This is a genomic window from Streptomyces sp. E-08 (assembly GCF_049913095.1).
Taxonomy (GTDB): domain Bacteria; phylum Actinomycetota; class Actinomycetes; order Streptomycetales; family Streptomycetaceae; genus Streptomyces.
This window is the reverse complement of the sequence record NZ_CP183971.1, coordinates 5,618,610-5,638,015: the sequence shown is the minus strand read 5'-3', so window position 1 is coordinate 5,638,015 and position 19,406 is coordinate 5,618,610. Positions and strand designations below refer to the sequence as shown.

18 protein-coding genes and 1 riboswitch are annotated in these 19,406 nt (G+C 72.6%); all 18 genes read left to right on the top strand.

Features of this window, described 5'->3' with window-relative positions; genetic code table 11:
* Positions 1-54: 54 nt before the first annotated feature.
* The 18 genes from ACN9MM_RS26175 (at position 55) to ACN9MM_RS26090 (ending at position 19,399) form a co-directional block, all read left to right on the top strand.
* Complete coding sequence (locus ACN9MM_RS26175) at positions 55-261, top strand: hypothetical protein (RefSeq protein ID WP_426366053.1); 207 nt, start codon at positions 55-57, stop codon at positions 259-261.
* Between the two features lie 26 nt (positions 262-287).
* Positions 288-566 carry a hypothetical protein gene (locus ACN9MM_RS26170; RefSeq protein WP_426366052.1) on the top strand — a complete coding sequence of 93 codons (279 nt, stop codon included), beginning with the start codon at positions 288-290 and terminating at the stop codon, positions 564-566.
* 53 nt (positions 567-619) lie between these two features.
* A complete protein-coding gene (locus ACN9MM_RS26165; protein ID WP_426366051.1) occupies positions 620-1,642 on the top strand; it encodes a glycosyltransferase family 2 protein in 1,023 nt (340 codons plus the stop codon).
* A gap of 34 nt (positions 1,643-1,676) precedes the next feature.
* Positions 1,677-2,639 (top strand): UbiA prenyltransferase family protein, encoded by a 963-nt coding sequence (locus ACN9MM_RS26160; RefSeq protein ID WP_426366050.1) that lies wholly within the window; start codon positions 1,677-1,679, stop codon positions 2,637-2,639.
* Complete coding sequence (locus ACN9MM_RS26155; protein ID WP_426366049.1) at positions 2,636-3,625, top strand: lysylphosphatidylglycerol synthase domain-containing protein; 990 nt, start codon at positions 2,636-2,638, stop codon at positions 3,623-3,625. Before ACN9MM_RS26160 ends, ACN9MM_RS26155 begins: the two co-directional genes overlap by 4 nt.
* Positions 3,622-5,052: an aspartate aminotransferase family protein gene (locus ACN9MM_RS26150; protein ID WP_426366048.1), complete on the top strand. Its 1,431-nt coding sequence runs from the start codon at positions 3,622-3,624 to the stop codon at positions 5,050-5,052. Before ACN9MM_RS26155 ends, ACN9MM_RS26150 begins: the two co-directional genes overlap by 4 nt.
* Positions 5,046-6,098 (top strand): NAD-dependent epimerase/dehydratase family protein, encoded by a 1,053-nt coding sequence (locus tag ACN9MM_RS26145; RefSeq protein WP_426366047.1) that lies wholly within the window; start codon positions 5,046-5,048, stop codon positions 6,096-6,098. Before ACN9MM_RS26150 ends, ACN9MM_RS26145 begins: the two co-directional genes overlap by 7 nt.
* Before the next feature lie 11 nt (positions 6,099-6,109).
* Positions 6,110-7,153 (top strand): glycosyltransferase family 2 protein, encoded by a 1,044-nt coding sequence (locus ACN9MM_RS26140; protein WP_426366046.1) that lies wholly within the window; start codon positions 6,110-6,112, stop codon positions 7,151-7,153.
* Positions 7,146-8,261 carry an endonuclease/exonuclease/phosphatase family protein gene (locus tag ACN9MM_RS26135; RefSeq protein ID WP_426366045.1) on the top strand — a complete coding sequence of 372 codons (1,116 nt, stop codon included), beginning with the start codon at positions 7,146-7,148 and terminating at the stop codon, positions 8,259-8,261. Before ACN9MM_RS26140 ends, ACN9MM_RS26135 begins: the two co-directional genes overlap by 8 nt.
* Positions 8,258-9,229 (top strand): endonuclease/exonuclease/phosphatase family protein, encoded by a 972-nt coding sequence (locus tag ACN9MM_RS26130; protein WP_426366044.1) that lies wholly within the window; start codon positions 8,258-8,260, stop codon positions 9,227-9,229. Before ACN9MM_RS26135 ends, ACN9MM_RS26130 begins: the two co-directional genes overlap by 4 nt.
* A 17-nt stretch (positions 9,230-9,246) precedes the next feature.
* Positions 9,247-10,212 carry an aldo/keto reductase gene (locus tag ACN9MM_RS26125; RefSeq protein WP_426366043.1) on the top strand — a complete coding sequence of 322 codons (966 nt, stop codon included), beginning with the start codon at positions 9,247-9,249 and terminating at the stop codon, positions 10,210-10,212.
* The gene (locus ACN9MM_RS26120) at positions 10,202-12,127 is read left to right on the top strand and encodes a hypothetical protein (RefSeq protein WP_426366041.1); all 1,926 of its coding nucleotides are present in this window, start codon (positions 10,202-10,204) and stop codon (positions 12,125-12,127) included. Before ACN9MM_RS26125 ends, ACN9MM_RS26120 begins: the two co-directional genes overlap by 11 nt.
* 17 nt (positions 12,128-12,144) lie before the next feature.
* Positions 12,145-13,128, top strand: coding sequence for a LuxR C-terminal-related transcriptional regulator (locus ACN9MM_RS26115; protein WP_426366040.1), 984 nt, complete (start codon positions 12,145-12,147; stop codon positions 13,126-13,128).
* A 132-nt stretch (positions 13,129-13,260) separates the two neighbouring features.
* Positions 13,261-13,524 carry a DUF3311 domain-containing protein gene (locus ACN9MM_RS26110; RefSeq protein ID WP_426366039.1) on the top strand — a complete coding sequence of 88 codons (264 nt, stop codon included), beginning with the start codon at positions 13,261-13,263 and terminating at the stop codon, positions 13,522-13,524.
* Entirely contained in the window at positions 13,521-15,146 is a 1,626-nt protein-coding gene (gene mctP / locus ACN9MM_RS26105) for a monocarboxylate uptake permease MctP (RefSeq protein WP_426366038.1), read from the top strand. Before ACN9MM_RS26110 ends, mctP begins: the two co-directional genes overlap by 4 nt.
* A gap of 74 nt (positions 15,147-15,220) precedes the next feature.
* Positions 15,221-15,721 carry a GNAT family N-acetyltransferase gene (locus ACN9MM_RS26100; RefSeq protein WP_426366037.1) on the top strand — a complete coding sequence of 167 codons (501 nt, stop codon included), beginning with the start codon at positions 15,221-15,223 and terminating at the stop codon, positions 15,719-15,721.
* 54 nt (positions 15,722-15,775) lie between these two features.
* Positions 15,776-15,898: riboswitch (cobalamin riboswitch) on the top strand.
* A 130-nt stretch (positions 15,899-16,028) separates the two neighbouring features.
* On the top strand, positions 16,029-18,383 hold the full coding sequence (locus ACN9MM_RS26095; protein ID WP_426366036.1) for a ribonucleoside-diphosphate reductase subunit alpha: 2,355 nt from the start codon (positions 16,029-16,031) through the stop codon (positions 18,381-18,383).
* Positions 18,383-19,399, top strand: a complete 1,017-nt coding sequence (locus tag ACN9MM_RS26090) for a ribonucleotide-diphosphate reductase subunit beta (RefSeq protein WP_189799963.1) — start codon at positions 18,383-18,385, stop codon at positions 19,397-19,399. The genes ACN9MM_RS26095 and ACN9MM_RS26090 overlap by 1 nt, the downstream gene beginning before the upstream one ends.
* The last annotated feature ends 7 nt before the right edge of the window (positions 19,400-19,406 follow it).

The window sequence follows — 19,406 nt, the reverse complement described above, 5'->3', positions numbered from 1 at the left end:
GGGGACCCACCCCCGCGACCCCCACTCCGCACCGTCCAGGAAGGCAGCCCCGCCATGCTCAGCAGCGCCCGTTTCGCCACGTTCGCCCGCATTCAGCTTCGTGCCGCCGTCGCCCTGACCGTCCCCGCCGCGGCCGCCCTGACCCTGGTCCTCGCGGCCCAGCCGGCCACCGCCGCCACGGACGCCGCCACCGCCTCCGGCACGACCGGCACCGCGACCGTCCAGCCCACCGACGCCAACGACGGCTTCTCCTGGGGCTGATCCCCATCTACCTCATCGGCGTCTCGATGAGGGAACCGGACGACGACCCCGCACCGGACACCGACCCCCCACCGGCCCCGTCCGCCGCACGACTCGTCGAGACGCTGCACCGCGTCGCCCGGCCGCAGGACCGCTTCGAGTCCGCCCGGGCGCTGGTCGTCGACCGGACGGTCCGGCTGGCCCTGTACATCCGGGGCCCCGACGAGATCGAGGCCGTCGGCCACGCGCTGCTGCTCTGCCGGCTCCTCCTCGGCCACTCCCCCGAGCTCTCCCGCCACCGCATCGCGGACTTCCGGCTCCTCTGAAGCCCCCACCGACCGGGGAGCCCCCCCCGCCGCAAGGAACCCAAGGAACCCCCATGCCCAGGGCCCGTCCCAGCGTGTCCGTCATCATCCCCAACTACAACTACGAGAAGACCCTGCGTGCCTGCCTCACCTCGGTCTTCGCACAGACCCACGCCCCGCTCGACGTCATCGTCGTGGACGACGCCAGCACGGACCGGTCCCGGGACATCGCCCGCGAGTTCGACGTCGTCCTCATCGCCAACCCCCACAACCGCGGGGTCTCCGCCGCCCGGAACATGGGCGCCGCCGCCGCCCGCGGCGAGGTCCTCTTCTTCCTCGACTCCGACACCGCCCTCCACCCCGAGGCCCTCGCCCACGCCGCCGACCTGCTCCGGGACGACCCGGGCCTCGGCTGTGCGCACGGCGTCCTCGACCCCGAACCGCTCTTCGACGACGGCCCCGTGGAGCGCTATCACGCCCTGCACGCCCACTTCTGGCGCCGCCGCGCCGCCGGCGAGGTCCGCACCGCCTTCTTCGCCCTCGGCGCGATCCGCAAGGAGGTCTTCGAGGAGACCGGCCCCTTCGACGAGAACCTCCGGGACTCGGAGGACGTCGAGTACAGCGGCCGGCTCGTCCGCACGCACCGGATCCTGATGACCGAGGCGATCCGCGGCCGCCACGACGACGTGGACCGGCTCGGGGCGATGCTCTCGGAGCAGTACCGGCGCTCCCAGCTGCTCATCGCGGCGCTCGGGCAGATGCGGGAGGGCGGTCTCACCGCGAACCGGCCGCTCGGCGTCCTCGCCGCCGCGCTGACCCTCCCCACGCTGCTCCTCGGCCTGCTCTCCCCCTGGCTGCTGCTCGTCCCCGCCCTGTGCGCGCTGCTCTTCGCCTGCGCCGATCCGGGCCTGAGCCGGTTCGCGCTGCGGACGCGCGGCCCGGGCTTCCTCCTCTACTTCACCGCCGTGCACTTCGTGCTGCACCAGGCGATCGTCCTCGGCGCGGCCCGCGGCGCCGTCCGCTGGCTCACCGAGCCGGACTTCGGCCCGAGCGTGCGCCGCCGGGCCGCCACCGCCGCCCCCACCACCTCCGTATGACCTCCCGTACGACCCTCCCCACAGGAGTACGTCCATGGCCACGCCCACGCTCACCGGCCGAGAGGCGCCGGCGGCCCGTCCGCCGGCCTCCCGTCCGCCCAGTCGTCTCGCCGACCTCACCGCCCTCGTCCGCCCCGGGCAGTGGACGAAGAACCTGGTCGTCGTCCCCCTCGGCCTGCTCGGCGCCCCCCGTCTCGACGGCGGCGCGCTCGGCGGCGCCCTCGCCGCGATCGCCGTCTTCACCCTCGCGTCCGCGCTGATCTACCTCGTCAACGACATCGGCGACCGGGACCGCGACCGGCGTCACCCGGAGAAGCGGCACCGTCCGATCGCCGCCGGACGGATCGGCGTCGGGACCGCCGTGTCCTTCGCCGCCGTGCTCGCCGCCCTCCTCGTGACGACCGTCGGCCTCACCGCGCTCACCGGCACGGCCGGGCTCGCGGACTGGTGGCCGGTCGCCGCCTACGTCGCGCTGAACGCCGCGTACAGCAAGGGGCTCAAGCACGTCCCGCTGCTCGACGTCTTCATCGTGGCCCTCGGCTTCGTGCTGCGCCTCGCCCAGGGCTGCCTGGCCAGCGGGAACCCGGTGCCGAGCTGGCTCGCGCTCTGCGTCTTCTCCCTGTGCCTGCTGCTCATCCTGGGCAAGCGGCGCCACGAGATGGCGGTCGGCGGGGTGCTGCACCGGCCCGCGCTGCGCGGCTACACCCTCGGCTTCCTCGACCAGCTGCTCGCCTTCACGGCGGTCCTCACGGCGGTGAGTTACGTCCTCCAGGTCCAGGGCAGCCCGGTCTTCGGGGCGCACGGACCGCTCGTCGCGGTCCTCACCGCGCCGTTCGCGCTCTTCGGGCTCGCCCGCTACCTCCAGCTGATCGTCGTGGACGCGGGCGGCGGAAACCCCTCCCGGGCCCTGTTCAGCGACCGGATGACCGTCTCCAACGCCCTGCTCTGGTCGGCGCTGCTCGCCGGCGCCTGGCTGCTCGGCCGCCTCGGGTCATGAGCCCCGTGACGCTCACCACCGCCGCACCCCCGGCTCCCGCCGAGGCGCCCGCCCCGCGCGGCCGCCTGCGCCGCGCCCTGCCCGTCCTCTTCCCCGCCGCCGTCGTCACGGGCATCGGTCTCGCCCTGTACGACCGGGCCGGCGAGCTCGCCGCGCTCGTGCTGCGGCCCGACTCGGTCCCGTACCTCCTCGCGGCGCTCGCCGCCAACGCCGGCGCCGTCCTGCTCTCCCTGGCCACCTGGCGGACCCTCCTGTCCGACCTGGGGCCGCGGGTGCCGGGCCGGACCGCGACCCGGATCTACTTCACCTCCTACCTCGGCAAGTACGTGCCGGGCGCCGTCTGGGGCGTCCTCGCCCAGCTGCGGATGGGCGGCGCGGCCGGGGTGCCCGCGCCGGTCGTGCTCGCCGTCTTCCTGCTCAACCTGATCGTGGCCGTCCTCACCGGCCTCGCCGTCGGCCCGCTCGCCGCGCCCTGGACGATCGGCGCCGAGGCCTGGTGGCTGGTGCTGCCGGGCGCCGTCACCCTCGCCTTCGCCGTCCGGCCGGAACTGCTCCACCGCCTCGCCGCGACGGCCGCGCGCCTGGCCCGCAGGACCGCCCCCGAGACCCGGGCGAGCGACCGGGGCATGCGCCGGGCCCTCGCCTCCGCGACCGGCTCCTGGGCGGTCGGCGGACTCCACCTGTGGGCGCTCGCCGTGATGCTGGGCGCCCCGCCGCTGACCGCCCTGCCGGTCTGCGTGGGCGGCTTCGCCCTGGCCACCGCCGCCGCCAGCCTCGTGGTGGTGCTGCCGGACGGCTGGGGTGCCCGCGAGGCGCTGCTGCTGCTCGCCCTGACCGCCGTCCTGCCCTGGCAGGAGGCGACCGCCGCCGCCGTCGCCAGCCGGGTGGTCTGCACCCTCAGCGAGGTCCTCGTCGGCGGCGCCGCCCTCCTCCTGACCCTCCCCCGCCGCACCGCTCCCCCCACCGACCCGAAGGAACGGACATGACCGCCCTCTACACCGTCGACGACTGCGAGTCGCTGACGACCAAGCAGGTCCACGGCCTGTACAAGGACCACGTCAACAAGAGCCAGGTCTCCCTGATGACCTCGTTCGGCTTCGGCCAGGAGCTCGTGGAGAGCGCCGAAGGCGTCTGGATCACCCAGCGCGACGGCCGCCGCGTCCTCGACTTCACCGGCGGGGTCGGCGTCCTCAACCACGGCCACAACCACCCCCGGATCCTCGCCGCCCGGCAGCGCTTCCAGGAGCGCAGGAGCATGGAGGTCCACAAGACCTACTTCTCGCCGTACGTCGCGGCCCTCGGCCACAACCTGGCGGAGCTGCTGCCCGGCGACCTGAACATGTCGTTCTTCCCCAACTCCGGCGCGGAGGCGGTCGAGGGCGCGGTCAAGCTGGCGTACAAGTACCACGGCGGCCGGCGCTCCCGGGTGCTGCGGGCGGACATCTCCTTCCACGGCAAGCTGCTCGGCTCGGGCAGCCTGACCGGCCAGAACCAGTCCGGTTTCCAGTTCCCGGGCATCCCGGGCGTGGGGATCTTCCGGTACGGGGACCTGGAGTCGGTCCGGAGTCTGGTCGCCGGACTCCGCACCGCCAAGGGCGAGTCCGACGTGTACGCGATCCTCATCGAGCCGCTGTCGGCGTCGACGATGAACGAGTGCTCGGAGGAGTTCCTGCGCGGTCTGCGGGAACTGTGCACCACCGAGAACATCGTGCTGCTCTTCGACGAGATCTACACCGGCTGGGGCAAGACCGGCACCCTCTTCCACTTCATGCGGTACGAGGGCCTGGTCCCCGACATCCTCACCACCTCGAAGTCCTTCGGCGGGGGCAAGTCCTCCATCTCCGCGTTCGTCGCCCGCGAGCCCGTCTTCCGCAAGGCCTACGACAACCTCACGGACGCGCTCCTCCAGTCGACCTCCACCACCTACTACGGCTTCGGCGAGGAGGCGGTCACCGCCATCGAGGCCGTCAACGTGGCCGTCGAGGACGACTATCCGGCCCGCGCCCGGGACATCGAGCGGATCCTCGCCCCCGGTCTGGAGCGGATCGCGAAGCAGTACCCGGACGTGGTGGCGGAGGTCCGCGGCCACGGCGCGCTGCACGGTGTCTTCCTCCACAAGGGCCCGAAGGTCCTGGAGCTGGTGACGAAGCTGGTGCCGGGCGCGATGACGAAGGACCCGCGCTTCCGCACCAAGCTCATCACCTCGTCGGTGGTCAACGCCCTGTACCGGGACCACGGCGTCTACACGTACTACACGCTCAACGGCGACAACCCGCTGATGGTCGCGCCCTCGCTGGTCGCCGAGCCGCACGAGGTCGAGTTCTTCCTGGACTGCCTCGACAAGACCCTGGCCCAGGGTCTGCCCCGTCTGCTCACCCGTTTCGTCAAGGAGAAGGTGTCGTCGCTGTGGTAGAGCGCATCGTGGTCACCGGCGGTGCCGGAATGCTCGGTTCGACCCTGATCGAGCGGCTGCTCGACGAGGGCCGGCAGGTGCACTGCGTGGACCTGCGGGCCCCTCGCACGGAGCACGGGAACCTCACGCACACGGTCTCGGACGTCCGGGACGCCGTGACGATGAAGCGGGTCACGGCGGACGCCGACGTGGTGGTGCACTGCGCGGCAGCCCTGCCCAGCTACCCGGCGGACACCATCCGCTCGGTGATCGTCGGCGGGACGGAGGCGGTCCTGACGGCCGCCGAGGCGAACGCCGTGCCCCGGGTGGTGCACATCTCGTCGACCGCGGTGTACGGGCTGCCGAAGGTGGTGCCGACGCCGGAGGAGTACCCCCGCGAGCCCGTCGACACGTACAGCGCCGCCAAGGCGGAGGCCGAGGAGGTCGCGGAGCGCTTCCGGGGCCGGGAGATGTGCGTGCCGATCCTGCGGCCCAAGACCTTCCTGGGGCCCGGCCGGATGGGGCTCTTCGCGATGCTCTTCGAGTGGGCCGAGGAGGGCCGCGACTTCCCGGTCCTCGGCCGGGGCGACGTCCGCATCCAGATGTTCGACGTGGCCGACCTGGTCGACGCGGTCGTCACCGCGATGGAGGCGCCCGCCGAGCGGGCCGACGACACCTTCAACCTCGGCGCCACCGAGTTCGGCACGCTACGCGAGGACTTCCAGGCCGTCCTGGACGCCGCGGGGCACGGCAAGCGGGTCCGGTCGCTGCCCGCGAGGCCCGCGCTCGCCGCGCTCAGCCTGCTCCAGCGCTCCGGGCTCTCCCCCGTCTACGGACGCCTGCTGCACAAGCTCCTCGACGACAGCTTCGTCTCCACCGACAAGGCGAGGGACGTCCTCGGCTTCCGGCCCCGGCACTCCAACCAGGACGCGATCCTGCGCACCTTCGCCTGGTGGCGCGAGCAGCAGCGCACCGCCGGCGCCCGCCCCGCGAAGAAGAGCGAGGGCGTCACCAGCGTCGAACCGTGGCGGCAGGGGGCCCTCTCCCTCGCCAAGGTCCTCTTCTAGGAGAACCCCTCATGTCCCTCCCCCTGGTCTCCGTCATCGTCCCCAACTACAACTACGGCCGCTCGATCGGCCTGTGCGTCGAGGCCGCCCTCGCCCAGACGTACCCGAACATCGAGGTCCTCGTCGTCGACGACTGCTCCACCGACGACTCCGCGGCGATCGCCGCCGCGGCCGGCGCCCGGGTGGTCTCCACCGGCGTCAACGGCGGGGTCGCGGTCGCCCGCAACCTCGGCGCGGAGCTCTCCTCCGGCGAGATCCTGGTCTTCCTCGACTCCGACGTCGCCATGCACCCCGACGCGGTCGCCAGGTCGGTCGGACTCCTCGCCTCCGGGCAGGGGTACGGCGCGATCTGCGGCACCTACGAGCCCGAGCCGCTGATCCGCGACAGCCTGATCGAGGAGTACCGCTCGCTCCAGCAGTACTACCTGCTGCTGAAGTCGGAGGGGGTCATCGACACCGTCCACACCGCGATCCTGGCCATGCCCCGGCGGGTCTTCGACGAGGTGGGGCCGTTCAACCCGATCCTGCGGCACACCGAGGACCAGGACTACGGGCGGCGGATCTCCGAGCGGTACACGGTGCTCAGCTCCCTGGAGGTGCGCGGCCGGCACGACCACGACGACACCGTGCGGATCGTCCTCGACAAGGTCTTCGCCCGTGCCCGGCTCGCCGTGCCGCTGATCCTCGGCCGACGTCACCTCCAGGGCGGCTTCGTCACGGGACCGCGCGCCGGCGCCAGTCTCGCGGCGCCCCTGACGGTCGCCGCGCTGGCCGCGCCGCTCCTGTGGGGGGCCGGGTGGGCGCTGCTCCCGCTCGCCCTGTTCCTGCTGGGCGTCTGGGGCGACCTGGACATGTACCGGGAGGTGCGGCGGCACCGGGGGCGGCTGTTCCTCGGGTACTTCGTGGCGGTCAACTTCCTGGTGAACCTGACGGTGTTCGCGGCGATCGGGGTCGCGGGCGTGCAGTGGCTGTGCTCGAAGCGGTTCCGGCACCTGTACGACCCGCAGCCGCGCCCCGATCTCGCGCGGGTGACCGTGGGCGCCGACCGTGGCTGACACGCTCGCGCCGCCGGAGGGCGACACCGGGACCCCCGCCCCGCCCCGTCGCCGGAACCGGCTCGTCCTCGGCGCCACCCTGGCCTGGCTCGTCCTGCTCCTCGCCGAGTGGGCGGCGGACGGCCGGATCTGGCTGGGGCACCTGGTCGGCATCGTGCCGCCGGCCGTCTTCGCGCTGGTGCCGCTCGGGCTCGCGGCGCTCGCCCCGCTCGCCCGCGGCGCGGCCCGGTGGCGGGCCCTCGCCGCCGCCGCGCTGGCGCTGGTCCTGGGCTTCGGGCAGTCGGGCTTCGACCCGGCGGCGCTGTGGCGGGCGGAGCCGAGGCCCGGCCCGGACGCCGTACGGGTCTTCGCCTGGAACACCAACTCGTGGAACCAGCTCCTCGGCACCCAGGACCACTTCTACGCCTTCCTGAGGGCGAAGGACGCGGACGTGTACCTGCTGCACGAGTACCAGCACGTCACCGCCGACCGGAAGGGCAGGCTGCCGATCGACGACCTGGCGCGGCTGCGCCGGGAGTTCCCCGGCTACCAGGTGGCGGTGCGGGGTGAGCTGGTGACGCTCTCCCGCTTCCCGATCCTGCGGCAGCCGGCGGTGGGCCCGGCCCGGGACGTGCCGCCCGGCGCGGACTGGGCGACGGAGTACCGCGCGAACAAGGTGCTGCGGACGGACGTGCTGGTCCGGGGGCGCGCGGTGTCCTTCTACAACGTTCACATGCCGGTGTGGAACAGCATGCCGGACGGGCTCCTCTCCGCCGCCTTCTACCGCCACATGCGGGAACGGTTCGCCCCGCGCCGGGCGCAGTACGCGGGTCTGGAGGCCGACCTGGCCGCCAACCGCAACCCGGTGGTGGTGGCCGGCGACTTCAACGCGACGGCCGCGATGTCGGACCTCGACCCGCTGCGGGAGCGCCTGGACGACGCGGCGGAGGTGAGCACCGACCCGTACCCGACGAGCTGGGAGGAGGGCGGCTGGAAGCCCTTCTGGCGGACCGACTGGGCGTTCACCGGGAACGGGGCGCGGGCCGAGCGGTACGCGTTCGGGCCGCCGGAGAAGCTGTCGGACCACGCCGTGCAGGACCTGTGGGTGTCGCTGCCGGGGAGCGGATGACGGCGATGGTCCTGTCCTGCGCCCTCGCCTGGGCGGTGTTCCTGGCCCTGCACCTCGCGTTCAACGGCCGCTGGTGGCCGTGGCTCGCGGTCTCGCTCCTTCCGCCGGTCGCGCTCGCGCTGGTCCCGCTGGTCCTGCTCGCCGCCGCCTCGGTCACGGGCGGCGGACCCGCGGCGGCGCTCGCCGCGGGCTGTCTCCTGGTGGCCTGGCCGCAGAACGGGATCAACCTGCGGGGGCTCCGCGCGCGGGGGCCCGGGGAGGACGGCCTGCGGCTGGTGTCCTGGAACACCCAGCACTGGAACCAGGGCGGCGACCCCGACCGCTTCTACGCCTTCCTGCGCGCGCTCGACGCCGACGTGTACGTCCTCCAGGAGTACCTGAACGGCTTCGAGGGCGGCGAGGTCTGGGACATCGACGACGAGGAGCGGCTGCGGGCCGCGTTCCCCGGTCACCACCTGGCCGTCGGCAACAACTCCGTGACGCTGTCCCGGTTCCCGCCCGCCGGGCCGCCCGTGCCGGTCGGCGCCTGCTCGCTCCGGGTGGACCTGCGGGCCGGGGACGGCGTCCTGTCGACGTACAACGTGCACATCCCGGTCCAGCTCACGGTCATGAACCCGCTGCGGCCGGCGTTCCTCCGGGACATGCGGCGCCGGGCGGCGGCCCGCGACCGGGAGTACGCGGCGCTCGTCGCCGACCTGCGGGGCAACCCGCATCCGGTCCTGGTGACCGGGGACTTCAACACCAGCGCCGCCATCGGCGACATCCGCCGGATGCCCCGGTCGCTGCGCGACGCGATCGGCGCCTGCCGTGCGGTCCTGCCGGCCAGCTGGAACGCCCGCGCCCGGCTGCGGCTGTGGCGGATCGACTGGGCGTTCACCGGCGGCGGCGCCCGGGTCGGCTCGTACCGCTTCCGCGACGCGGAGGGGCTCTCGGACCACCTGGTCCAGGAGCTGACCGTCACCGTCTGAGAGAGAGGGAAGAAACCATGGAGTACACGAACCTGGGCGGCCCCGAGGGCCCTCGCGTGTCCACGCTGTGCCTGGGCGCCCTGCCGTTCGGCACCCGGATCGACGAGGCCGCGGCCTTCGCCGTCCTCGACCGCTTCCACGAGGCCGGCGGCACGTTCATCGACACCGCGAACACGTACGCCTTCTGGGAGCCGGGCGCGACCGGGGCGGAGAGCGAGCTGCTCATCGGCCGGTGGCTGCGCAGCCGGGGCGTCCGGGACGAGATGGTGATCGCGACCAAGGTCGGCGCGCTGCCGGACCCGCCGGGCTCGGCCTGGCCGGAGTGCGCGGAGGGCCTGTCGGCGCCGGTGGTCCGCCGCCAGGTGGAGGAGAGCCTGCGGAATCTGGGCACGGACCGGATCGACCTGTACTACGCGCACATCGACGACCGGAGGACGCCGGTCGCGGAGACGATGGGCGTCTTCGGCGAGCTGGTGGACGTCGGGAAGATCGGCCGGGCCGGCTGCTCGAACTTCGCGGCCTGGCGGATCGAGGAGTCGCGGGGCGCGGCGGCCGCGGCCGACGTGCCGGGCTACGCGGCCGTGCAGCAGCGGTACACGTACCTCCGGCCGCGCCCCGGCGCGGAGTTCGGGGTGAACCCGCACGCCTCGGAGGAGCTGCTCGACTACCTGGGGACGCGGCCGGACCTGACGTTCACCGCGTACACGACGCAGCTGACGGGGGCGTACACCGATCCGGGCAAGGAGATCCCGGAGCAGTACCGGCACGCGGGTTCGGAGCGGCGTCTGAAGGTCCTCGCCGAGGTGGCGGCGGAGCTCGGGGTGACCGCGAACCAGGTGGTGCTCGCCTGGGCGTTGGGCGGCGCGCTGCCCGTCCTGCCGGTGATCGGGGCGAGTGCGCCGGGGCAGCTGGACGAGACGCTGGGCGCGGTGGGGCTGCGTCTGGACGACGAGCTCAGGAAGCGGCTCGACGATGTGGACTGAGCGCGTACGGGCCGCGGTGCTGCGGCACCGGGTGGCGGTCGGGGCGGTGTGGCTGCTCGTGCTGCTGCTCGGCGCGGCGGCGGCGGTGCTCGGTCTGGGACGGCTCGACCAGTCCTTCACCGCCTCCGGCGGGCCGGGCCACGCGGCGAACCGGGCGATCCAGGAGCGGTACGGGAACGGGGCGGCGGTCGCGCCGCTGGTCGCGGTCGTGACCTGGCCGACGGGGACGGACGTACGGGCCGGGGGCGCCCGGCTCGCGGACGCCCTGGACCGGGCGGCGGGTCCGGGCGCGCGGACGGTCTCGTACGCGGCGACTGGCGACGAGGGCTTCCTCGGCGCGGACGGCCGGACCGCGGCGGCCCTGGTCTATCCGGCGGCCGGGAAGCCGGACCTGGCGGGTCTGACGGCGGTCGAGGAGGCGGCGGTCTCGCTGCGCGCGGGGCTGCGGACGGCGCTGCCGGAGGCCCGGACCGAGGTGACGGGGGTGCTGCCGCTCCAGCACGACAGCGCGCTCGCGGGGCCCGGCCCGGTGGCCCTCGGGGCGAAGGCGGCCTGCGCGCTGGGGCTGCTCCTCGTGCTGGTCCTGGCGTTCCGCTCGCCGCTCGGGGTCCTCGCGCCGCTGCTGCTCGCGGGCGTGACCTCGGTGGGGGCGCTGGTCCTGGTGGAGGCGGTGGCCGGCTTCACGGAGATCGGCTTCGTCGTGGTGTACCTGGTGCCGGTGACCGCGCTCGTGGTGTCGGTGCACCGCTGGGCGCAGCCGCCGGGGCCCTGCGCCGCCCGGTCGGCGCTGACGGGCGGTGCGGCGGCCGCGGCGGCCTGCGCGGTCCTGGCGCTGTTCCCCGCCGCGTTCCTGAGGTCGGTGGGGGTGGCGGGCCTCGCGGTCTGCGCGGTGGGCACGGCGGCGGCGCTGACGCTGGCGCCGGTGCTGCGGTCGGTGGCGCGTCCGGCTCCCGTGCGGAGGTCCCGTGCCGCCCACGGTTCGCTGCCCGCTCTCGGTCTCGTCCTTCTCGTCCTGCTCACCGGCGCGGCCACGCAGCTGCGGGTCGGCAACCCGGAGGCTCGGGCGCTGGTGGCGAGCGGTCCGGCCCGGGACGGTCTCGACCGGCTCGCGGCGGCCGGGGTGCCGTCGGGGGTGCTGAACCCGCTGGAGGTCCTGGTGCCGGAGGGCGCGGACGCGGCGGCGGTGGCCGCGCGGGCGGCGCGGGTGCCGGGGGTGCTGCTCGCGGCGGCGCCCGCCGGGTGGCACCGCGCGGGGTCCGCCCTGGTCGTGGTGGTGCCGGTGGAGGAGCCGATGACGGCGGCGGGCGCGGGGACGGTGACGGCGCTGCGGTCGGCGCTCGTGGACACGGGGGCCCTGGTGGGCGGTTCGGGTGTGGTGGACCGCGATCTGGTGGACGGGGTGTACGGGCTGCTGCCGTACGCGGTCCCGGCGGCGGCGCTCGCGGCCTTCGGGGTGCTCGCCCGGCGGCGGGGGCCCGGCCCGGCGGCGCGGGCGGTGCTCGGCGGGCTGCTCGCGGCGGGCGCCTCGGCGGGGGCGCTGGTGGTGGTGTGGCAGTGGGGCCCGGCGGGGACCGGCGCGGTGACGGGCTGGGTGCCGCTGGTGGTGGGCGCCTTCGCGTTCTGTGTGTCGCTGGAGCGGTCGGCGGCCTCGGCGGCGGGCGGGCCCGGGTGGGCGGGTCCGGTGGCGGCGGGCGCGGGCGCGCTCGCGGTGCTCGCGGTGGGGATCGGTCCGCAGGTCGAACTGGCCCTGCTGGTGACCGGGTTCGCGGCGGGCGCGGTGGCCGACGCGGCGGCGGGCCTGTGGGCGGGAGCGCGGCCCGGCGTTCATCATGATTGGTCTAGACCTAGACCGCCCCTCCCCTCTAGCATCGACGACCGCGATCACGAGTTCGACCGGTCGCGCCACGGAAGGTGACGAGGGGGAGATACCTGATGCTGGAGGCGCTCGGCATAAAGGAGTCGACGGAGGCCGTCTACCGCCTGCTCCTGGAGCGGCCCGAGTACGACGTGACGGAGATGGCGGCCCATCTGGGCCGCCCCGAACCAGAGGTCCGCGAGGCGCTCGCCTGCCTCGCGGACCTCAAGCTCGTCCTCATGGACGACTCCTCGGGCGAGGTCGAACCCTTCAACCCGGACGTCGGCTTCTCGTTCCTCCTCTCCCGCGCCGAGGCCGAACTGAGCAAGCGCAGGCGCCAGGTCGAGCGGGCCGGGCGCGCGGTGGCCGGCATCCTCGCCTCGTACGCGGACCACTCCGAACCGGGCGTCCGGCACGACCTCGTGGACCGCATCACCGGGCTCGACAACGTCCGCGAACGCCTGGAGGACCTGGCCGCGAACGCCCGCACCGAGTGCCTCTCGCTGCTGCCCGGCGGCGCCCAGCTCCCCGACACGATGGACGCGAGCCAGCCGCTCGACCAACTCGCCCTGGAGCGCGGGGTGAAGATCCGCTCGATCTACCAGGAGAGCTTCCGCAACGACCCGCCGACCGTCGACTACGTGCGCTGGTACTGCGACCTCGGCGGCGAGGCGCGGACCGTGCCCGTGGTCCCGATGCTCATGGTGATCGTCGACCGCGAGGCCGCGCTCGTCCCCGTCGACCCGGAGGACGGGCGCGCGGGCGCCCTCGAAGTCCGCAGCCCCGGCCTGGTCCACGCGCTCGTGGTGCTCTTCGACCGCCTGTGGGACGCGGGCACCCCCTTCGGCGAGGCCCCGCGCCGCGACGCGCACGACCTCTCCCCGCAGGAACGGGAGTTGCTGATGCTGCTCGGCATCGGCTGCACGGACGACATCGCGGCCCGCCGGCTCGGGGTCTCGCTGCGGACCGTCCGCCGGATGAGCTCCGAACTGATGAACCGCCTGGGCGCGCGCAGCCGGTTCGAGGCCGGCGTACGAGCGGCGAAAGAGGGCTGGCTCTGAGAATTCCCGTCCGTTATCGGGATGGCTCTGACAAAGTCACATCCGTTATGCGGACAGGGGTTCCATGGAGGGGTACCGTCCCCTAGATTTCCCCAGCATTACCGAGGTGATCAGCGAGGGGACGGAATCGCCATGTCAGACACGCCAGATGCGACACAAGGGAAACAACCGACCGTCACACCCCTGCGGGTGGTGATCGCGCTCTGCCTGATCGCCCCGTTCGTGGCGATGCTCTGGGTGAGCTCCTACGCGAAGGCCGAACCGCTCTTCGCCGGAATCCCGTTCTTCTACTGGTACCAGATGCTCTGGGTACTGATCTCCACGGCTCTCACCATGATCGCGTACAAGCTGTGGCAGCTGGACCAGCGTGCCCGCAAGGGAGGTGACGCGCGATGAAGGACGGCGTGAACGGCGTGGCGCTCGGCGTCTTCGTCTTCTTCTTCCTGGCCGTCACGGTCATGGGATTCCTGGCCGCGCGGTGGCGCAAGGCCGACAACGAGCAGAGCCTCGACGAATGGGGCCTGGGCGGCCGGTCGTTCGGCACCTGGGTGACCTGGTTCCTGCTCGGCGGCGACCTCTACACGGCGTACACCTTCGTCGCCGTCCCCGCGGCCATCTACGCGGCGGGCGCGGCCGGCTTCTTCGCCGTCCCGTACACGATCCTGGTGTACCCGCTGATCTTCACCTTCCTGCCGCGCCTCTGGTCGGTCTCGCACAAGCACGGATACGTCACCACCTCGGACTTCGTGCGCGGCCGCTTCGGCTCCAAGGGCCTCTCGCTGGCGGTGGCGGTCACCGGCATCCTCGCCACCATGCCGTACATCGCGCTCCAGCTCGTCGGCATCCAGGCCGTCCTGGACGTGATGGGCGTCGGCGGCGGCGAGAACACCCACTGGTTCGTCAAGGACCTGCCGCTGCTGATCGCCTTCGGCGTCCTCGCGGCGTACACGTACTCCTCGGGCCTGCGCGCCCCCGCGCTCATCGCCTTCGTCAAGGACACCCTGATCTACATCGTCATCGCGGTGGCGATCATCTACATCCCGATCAAGCTGGGCGGCTTCGACGAGATCTTCGCCAAGGCCGGCGAGGCGTACGCGCAGACCAACCCGGCGACCGGCAAACCGCGCGGCGCGCTCGTCCCCGGCGAGGCCGGACAGTGGACGTACGCGACGCTCGCGCTCGGCTCGGCGCTCGCGCTCTTCATGTACCCGCACTCCATCACGGCGACCCTGTCGTCCCGCAGCCGTGAGGTCATCCGCCGCAACACCACGATCCTGCCGCTCTACTCGCTCATGCTGGGCCTGCTCGCGCTGCTCGGCTTCATGGCGATCGCCGCCGGCATCAAGGTCACGAACGGCCAGCTCGCCATCCCGCAGCTCTTCGAGACCATGTTCCCGGACTGGTTCGCGGGCGTCGCGTTCGCCGCCATCGGCATCGGCGCGCTCGTCCCGGCCGCGATCATGTCGATCGCCGCGGCCAACCTCTTCACCCGCAACATCTACAAGGACTTCATCAAACCGGACGCCACCCCGGCCCAGGAGACCAAGGTCTCCAAGCTGGTCTCGCTCCTGGTGAAGGTCGGCGCGCTCGTCTTCGTCCTCACCATGGACAAGACGGTCGCGATCAACTTCCAGCTGCTCGGCGGCATCTGGATCCTGCAGACCTTCCCGGCGCTCGTCGGCGGTCTCTTCACCCGCTGGTTCCACCGCTGGGCGCTGCTCGCCGGCTGGGCCGTCGGCATGATCTACGGCACGGCCGCCGCGTACGGCGTCGCCAGCCCGACCCAGAAGCACTTCGGCGGCTCGGCCGCCGAGATCCCGGGCATCGGCGAGATCGGCTACATCGGCCTCACCGCCTTCACGCTCAACGTCGTCGTCACGGTCGTCCTGACCTTCGTCCTCAAGGCCGTCAAGGCCCCCGAGGGCGTCGACGAGACCTCCCCGGAGGACTACACGGCGGACGCGGGCGACGCCGGCGTCCGCACCGAGGTCCCGAAGGTCGGCACCCCGACGCACTGATCCACGGACGCGCAGACGAAGGGGCCCGGGAAATCCCGGGCCCCTTCGCGTGACCGCGCGGCAGACTGGCGGGCATGGACTTCACGATCAGGGCGGTACGGCCCGAGGAGTACGAGGAGCTCGGTGACCTCACCGGGCTGACCTATCTGAACGACGGGCTGCTGTTGCACGGCGAGGACGACTTCTATCTGGACGTGCTCCGCGACACGGCCCGGCGGGCGCGCGAGAGCGAGGTGCTCGTCGCCGCCGACGCCGAGGACGGGATCATCGGAGGGGTGACCTTCGCCGCCGGCGGCACCACCTGGGCCGACATCGCCGTGCCCGGCGAGGCCGAGTTCCGGATGCTCGTGGTCGCGCCGGCAGCCCGCGGCAGGGGCGTCGGAGAAGCGCTCGTACGCGCCTGCGTGGACCGGGCGCGGGCCCTCCCCGACTGCGCGCGGCTCGTCCTCTCCACGGACGCGAAGATGGTCTCGGCGCACCGGATCTACGAGCGGATGGGCTTCGTCCGCACCCCCGAGCGGGACTGGAACCCGATCCCCGAACACCCGCTGCGGACGTACGCCCTGGAACTGTAACCCCGGGACCGACACAACATGTGGGGGGTGCTCGAAGGGGCGCCCCCCACATGTATGCTCGTGCTCGCTGTCGACGCAGGGGAATCCGGCGCGAATCCGGAACTGTCCCGCAACGGTGTGCTACGTGCGGATTCGTACGGAGTGAGTCCGAGGACCTGCCGGCAGCGCGCCCGGTCCGTCCGTTCCGGGTGCCACAGACGTCCGGGCCTCGCGGAGTGGGCCGGTGGACGCGGCGCGCCCGCGCGTAAGGGTGCCCGCCTGCCCGCCCCCCGCCCTGGCCCCGAGCCGAGCGAGGGAGAGCCCCCACGTGACCATCGCGCCCGCCGATCCGGCCGCAGCGATCGAGAACGACGGCCCCGGGACCGTACTCCTGCGGACCCTGACCGATCTCACCGCCGACCTCCCGGACACCGACCCCGGCAAGGTCGCCGCCGCCGCGCTCCGCGGCCGCAGCGCCCTGTCGGACGAGGCGGAGCTGCGCGAGCTGGCCACCGAGGCCGCCGCCGGCCTGATCGCCGAGGACCCCGCGTACTCCCGGCTCGCCGCCCGGCTCCTCACCCTCACCATCGCCGACGAGGCGGCCGGCCAGGGCGCCGTCTCCTTCTCGGCCTCGGTCGCCGTCGGTCACCGCGAGGGCCTCATCGCCGACCGCACCGCCGAGTTCGCCGCCCTGCACGCCGAGCGCCTCGACGCCACGATCGACCCGGCCGGCGACGACCGCTTCGGCTACTTCGGCCTGCGCACCCTCTACTCGCGCTACCTGCTGCGCCACCCGATCACCCGCAAGGTGGTCGAGACCCCGCAGCACTTCATGCTGCGCGTGGCCTGCGGCCTGGCCGAGGACAACAGCGTCCGCGCCCTGGACGAGGTGGCGTCCCTCTACGGCCTGATGAGCCGCCTGGACTACCTCCCCTCCTCCCCCACGCTCTTCAACTCCGGCACCCGCCACCCGCAGATGTCCTCCTGCTACCTGCTGGACTCCCCGCAGGACGAGCTGGACTCCATCTACGACCGCTACCACCAGGTCGCGCGCCTCTCGAAGCACGCCGGCGGCATCGGCCTCTCGTACTCCCGCATCCGCGCCCGCGGTTCCCTGATCCGCGGCACCAACGGGCACTCCAACGGCATCGTGCCGTTCCTGAAGACCCTGGACGCCTCCGTCGCCGCCGTGAACCAGGGCGGCCGCCGCAAGGGCGCCGCCGCGGTCTACCTGGAGACCTGGCACGCGGACATCGAGGAGTTCCTGGAGCTCCGCGACAACACGGGCGAGGACCAGCGCCGTACGCACAACCTGAACCTGGCGCACTGGATCCCGGACGAGTTCATGCGCCGGGTCAACGCCGACGCCGACTGGTCGCTGTTCTCCCCGTCGGACGTGCCCGAGCTCGTCGACCTGTACGGCGAGGAGTTCGACGCCGCCTACCTCAAGGCCGAGGAGGCGGGCCTCGCCCGCAAGACGATGCCGGCCCGCGACCTGTACGGCCGGATGATGCGGACCCTGGCGCAGACCGGCAACGGCTGGATGACGTTCAAGGACGCCTCGAACCGCACGGCCAACCAGACCGCGCTGCCCGGCCGCGTGGTGCACTCCTCGAACCTGTGCACCGAGATCATCGAGGTCACCAACGACGACGAGACCGCGGTGTGCAACCTCGGCTCGGTCAACCTGGGTGCCTTCGTGGTCGGTTCGGACCTCGACTGGGAGCGGCTCGACGCGACCGTCCGCACGGCCGTCACCTTCCTCGACCGGGTCGTCGACATCAACTTCTACCCGACCGAGCAGGCCGGCCGCTCCAACTCCAAGTGGCGCCCGGTCGGCCTGGGCGCGATGGGCCTCCAGGACGTCTTCTTCCAGCTGAAGCTGCCGTTCGACTCGGCCGAGGCGCGCGCCCTGTCCACCCGCATCGCCGAGCGGATCATGCTCGCCGCGTACGAGGCGTCCGCCGACCTCGCCGAGCGCAACGGCCCGCTGCCGGCCTGGGCCGAGACCCGTACCGCCCAGGGTGTCCTGCACCCCGACCACTACGACGTCGAGCTGAACTGGCCGGAGCGCTGGGCCGCCCTGCGCGAGCGGATCGCCTCCACCGGCATGCGCAACAGCCTCCTCCTCGCCATCGCCCCCACGGCGACCATCGCCTCCATCGCGGGCGTCTACGAGTGCATCGAGCCGCAGGTCTCCAACCTGTTCAAGCGCGAGACGCTGTCCGGCGAGTTCCTCCAGGTCAACTCGTACCTCGTCGACGAGCTGAAGCGGCTCGGCGTCTGGGACGCCCAGACCCGTGAGGCGCTGCGCGACGCCAGCGGCTCGGTGGCCGGCTTCACCTGGATTCCGGCCGAGGTCCGCGAGCTGTACCGCACGGCCTGGGAGATCCCGCAGCGCGGCCTCATCGACATGGCCGCGGCCCGCACCCCCTTCCTGGACCAGTCGCAGTCGCTGAACCTGTTCCTCGAGACGCCGACGATCGGCAAGCTGTCGTCGATGTACGCGTATGCCTGGAAGCAGGGCCTGAAGACGACGTACTACCTGCGCTCCCGTCCGGCGACCCGGATCGCCCGCGCGGCGCAGGCCGCCGCCCCGATCCCCGTCCAGCAGGCGGCCCCCGACGCCGACGCGCTCGCCTGCTCCCTTGAGAACCCCGAGTCCTGCGAGGCCTGCCAGTAATGAGCTCCACCGAGAAGAAGAACCTCCTGGACCCGGGCTTCGAGCTCACGCTCCGTCCCATGCGCTACCCGGACTTCTACGAGCGCTACCGGGACGCCATCAAGAACACCTGGACCGTGGAGGAGGTCGACCTCCACTCGGACGTCGCCGACCTCGCCAAGCTCACCCCCGGTGAGCAGCACATGATCGGCCGGCTGGTCGCGTTCTTCGCGACGGGCGACTCGATCGTGTCGAACAACCTCGTCCTGACGCTGTACAAGCACATCAACTCCCCCGAGGCGCGCCTGTACCTCTCGCGCCAGCTGTTCGAGGAGGCCGTGCACGTCCAGTTCTATCTGACGCTGCTCGACACCTACCTGCCCGACCCGGACGACCGCGCCGCCGCGTTCGACGCGGTCGAGGAGATCCCCTCCATCCGCGAGAAGGCGCAGTTCTGCTTCAAGTGGATGGACTCGGTCGAGAAGATCGAGAAGCTGGAGACGGCCGCCGACCGCCGCCGCTTCCTGCTGAACCTGATCTGCTTCGCGGCGTGCATCGAGGGCCTGTTCTTCTACGGCGCCTTCGCGTACGTCTACTGGTTCCGCTCCCGCGGCCTGCTGCACGGCCTGGCGACCGGCACCAACTGGGTGTTCCGCGACGAGACGATGCACATGAACTTCGCCTTCGAGGTCGTGGACACCGTCCGCAAGGAGGAGCCGGAGCTCTTCGACGACGCGCTGCAGCAGCAGGTCACGGACATGCTGAAGGAGGCCGTCGAGGCGGAGCTGCAGTTCGGCCGCGACCTGTGCGGCGACGGCCTGCCGGGCATGAACACCGAGTCGATGCGCGAGTACCTCCAGTGCGTCGCCGACCAGCGCCTCCAGCGCCTCGGCTTCCCGCCGGTGTACGGCTCGGAGAACCCGTTCGCGTTCATGGAGCTCCAGGGCGTCCAGGAGCTGACCAACTTCTTCGAGCGCCGCCCGTCCGCCTACCAGGTGGCGGTCGAGGGCTCGGTGGACCTGGACGAGGACTTCTAGGTCTTCC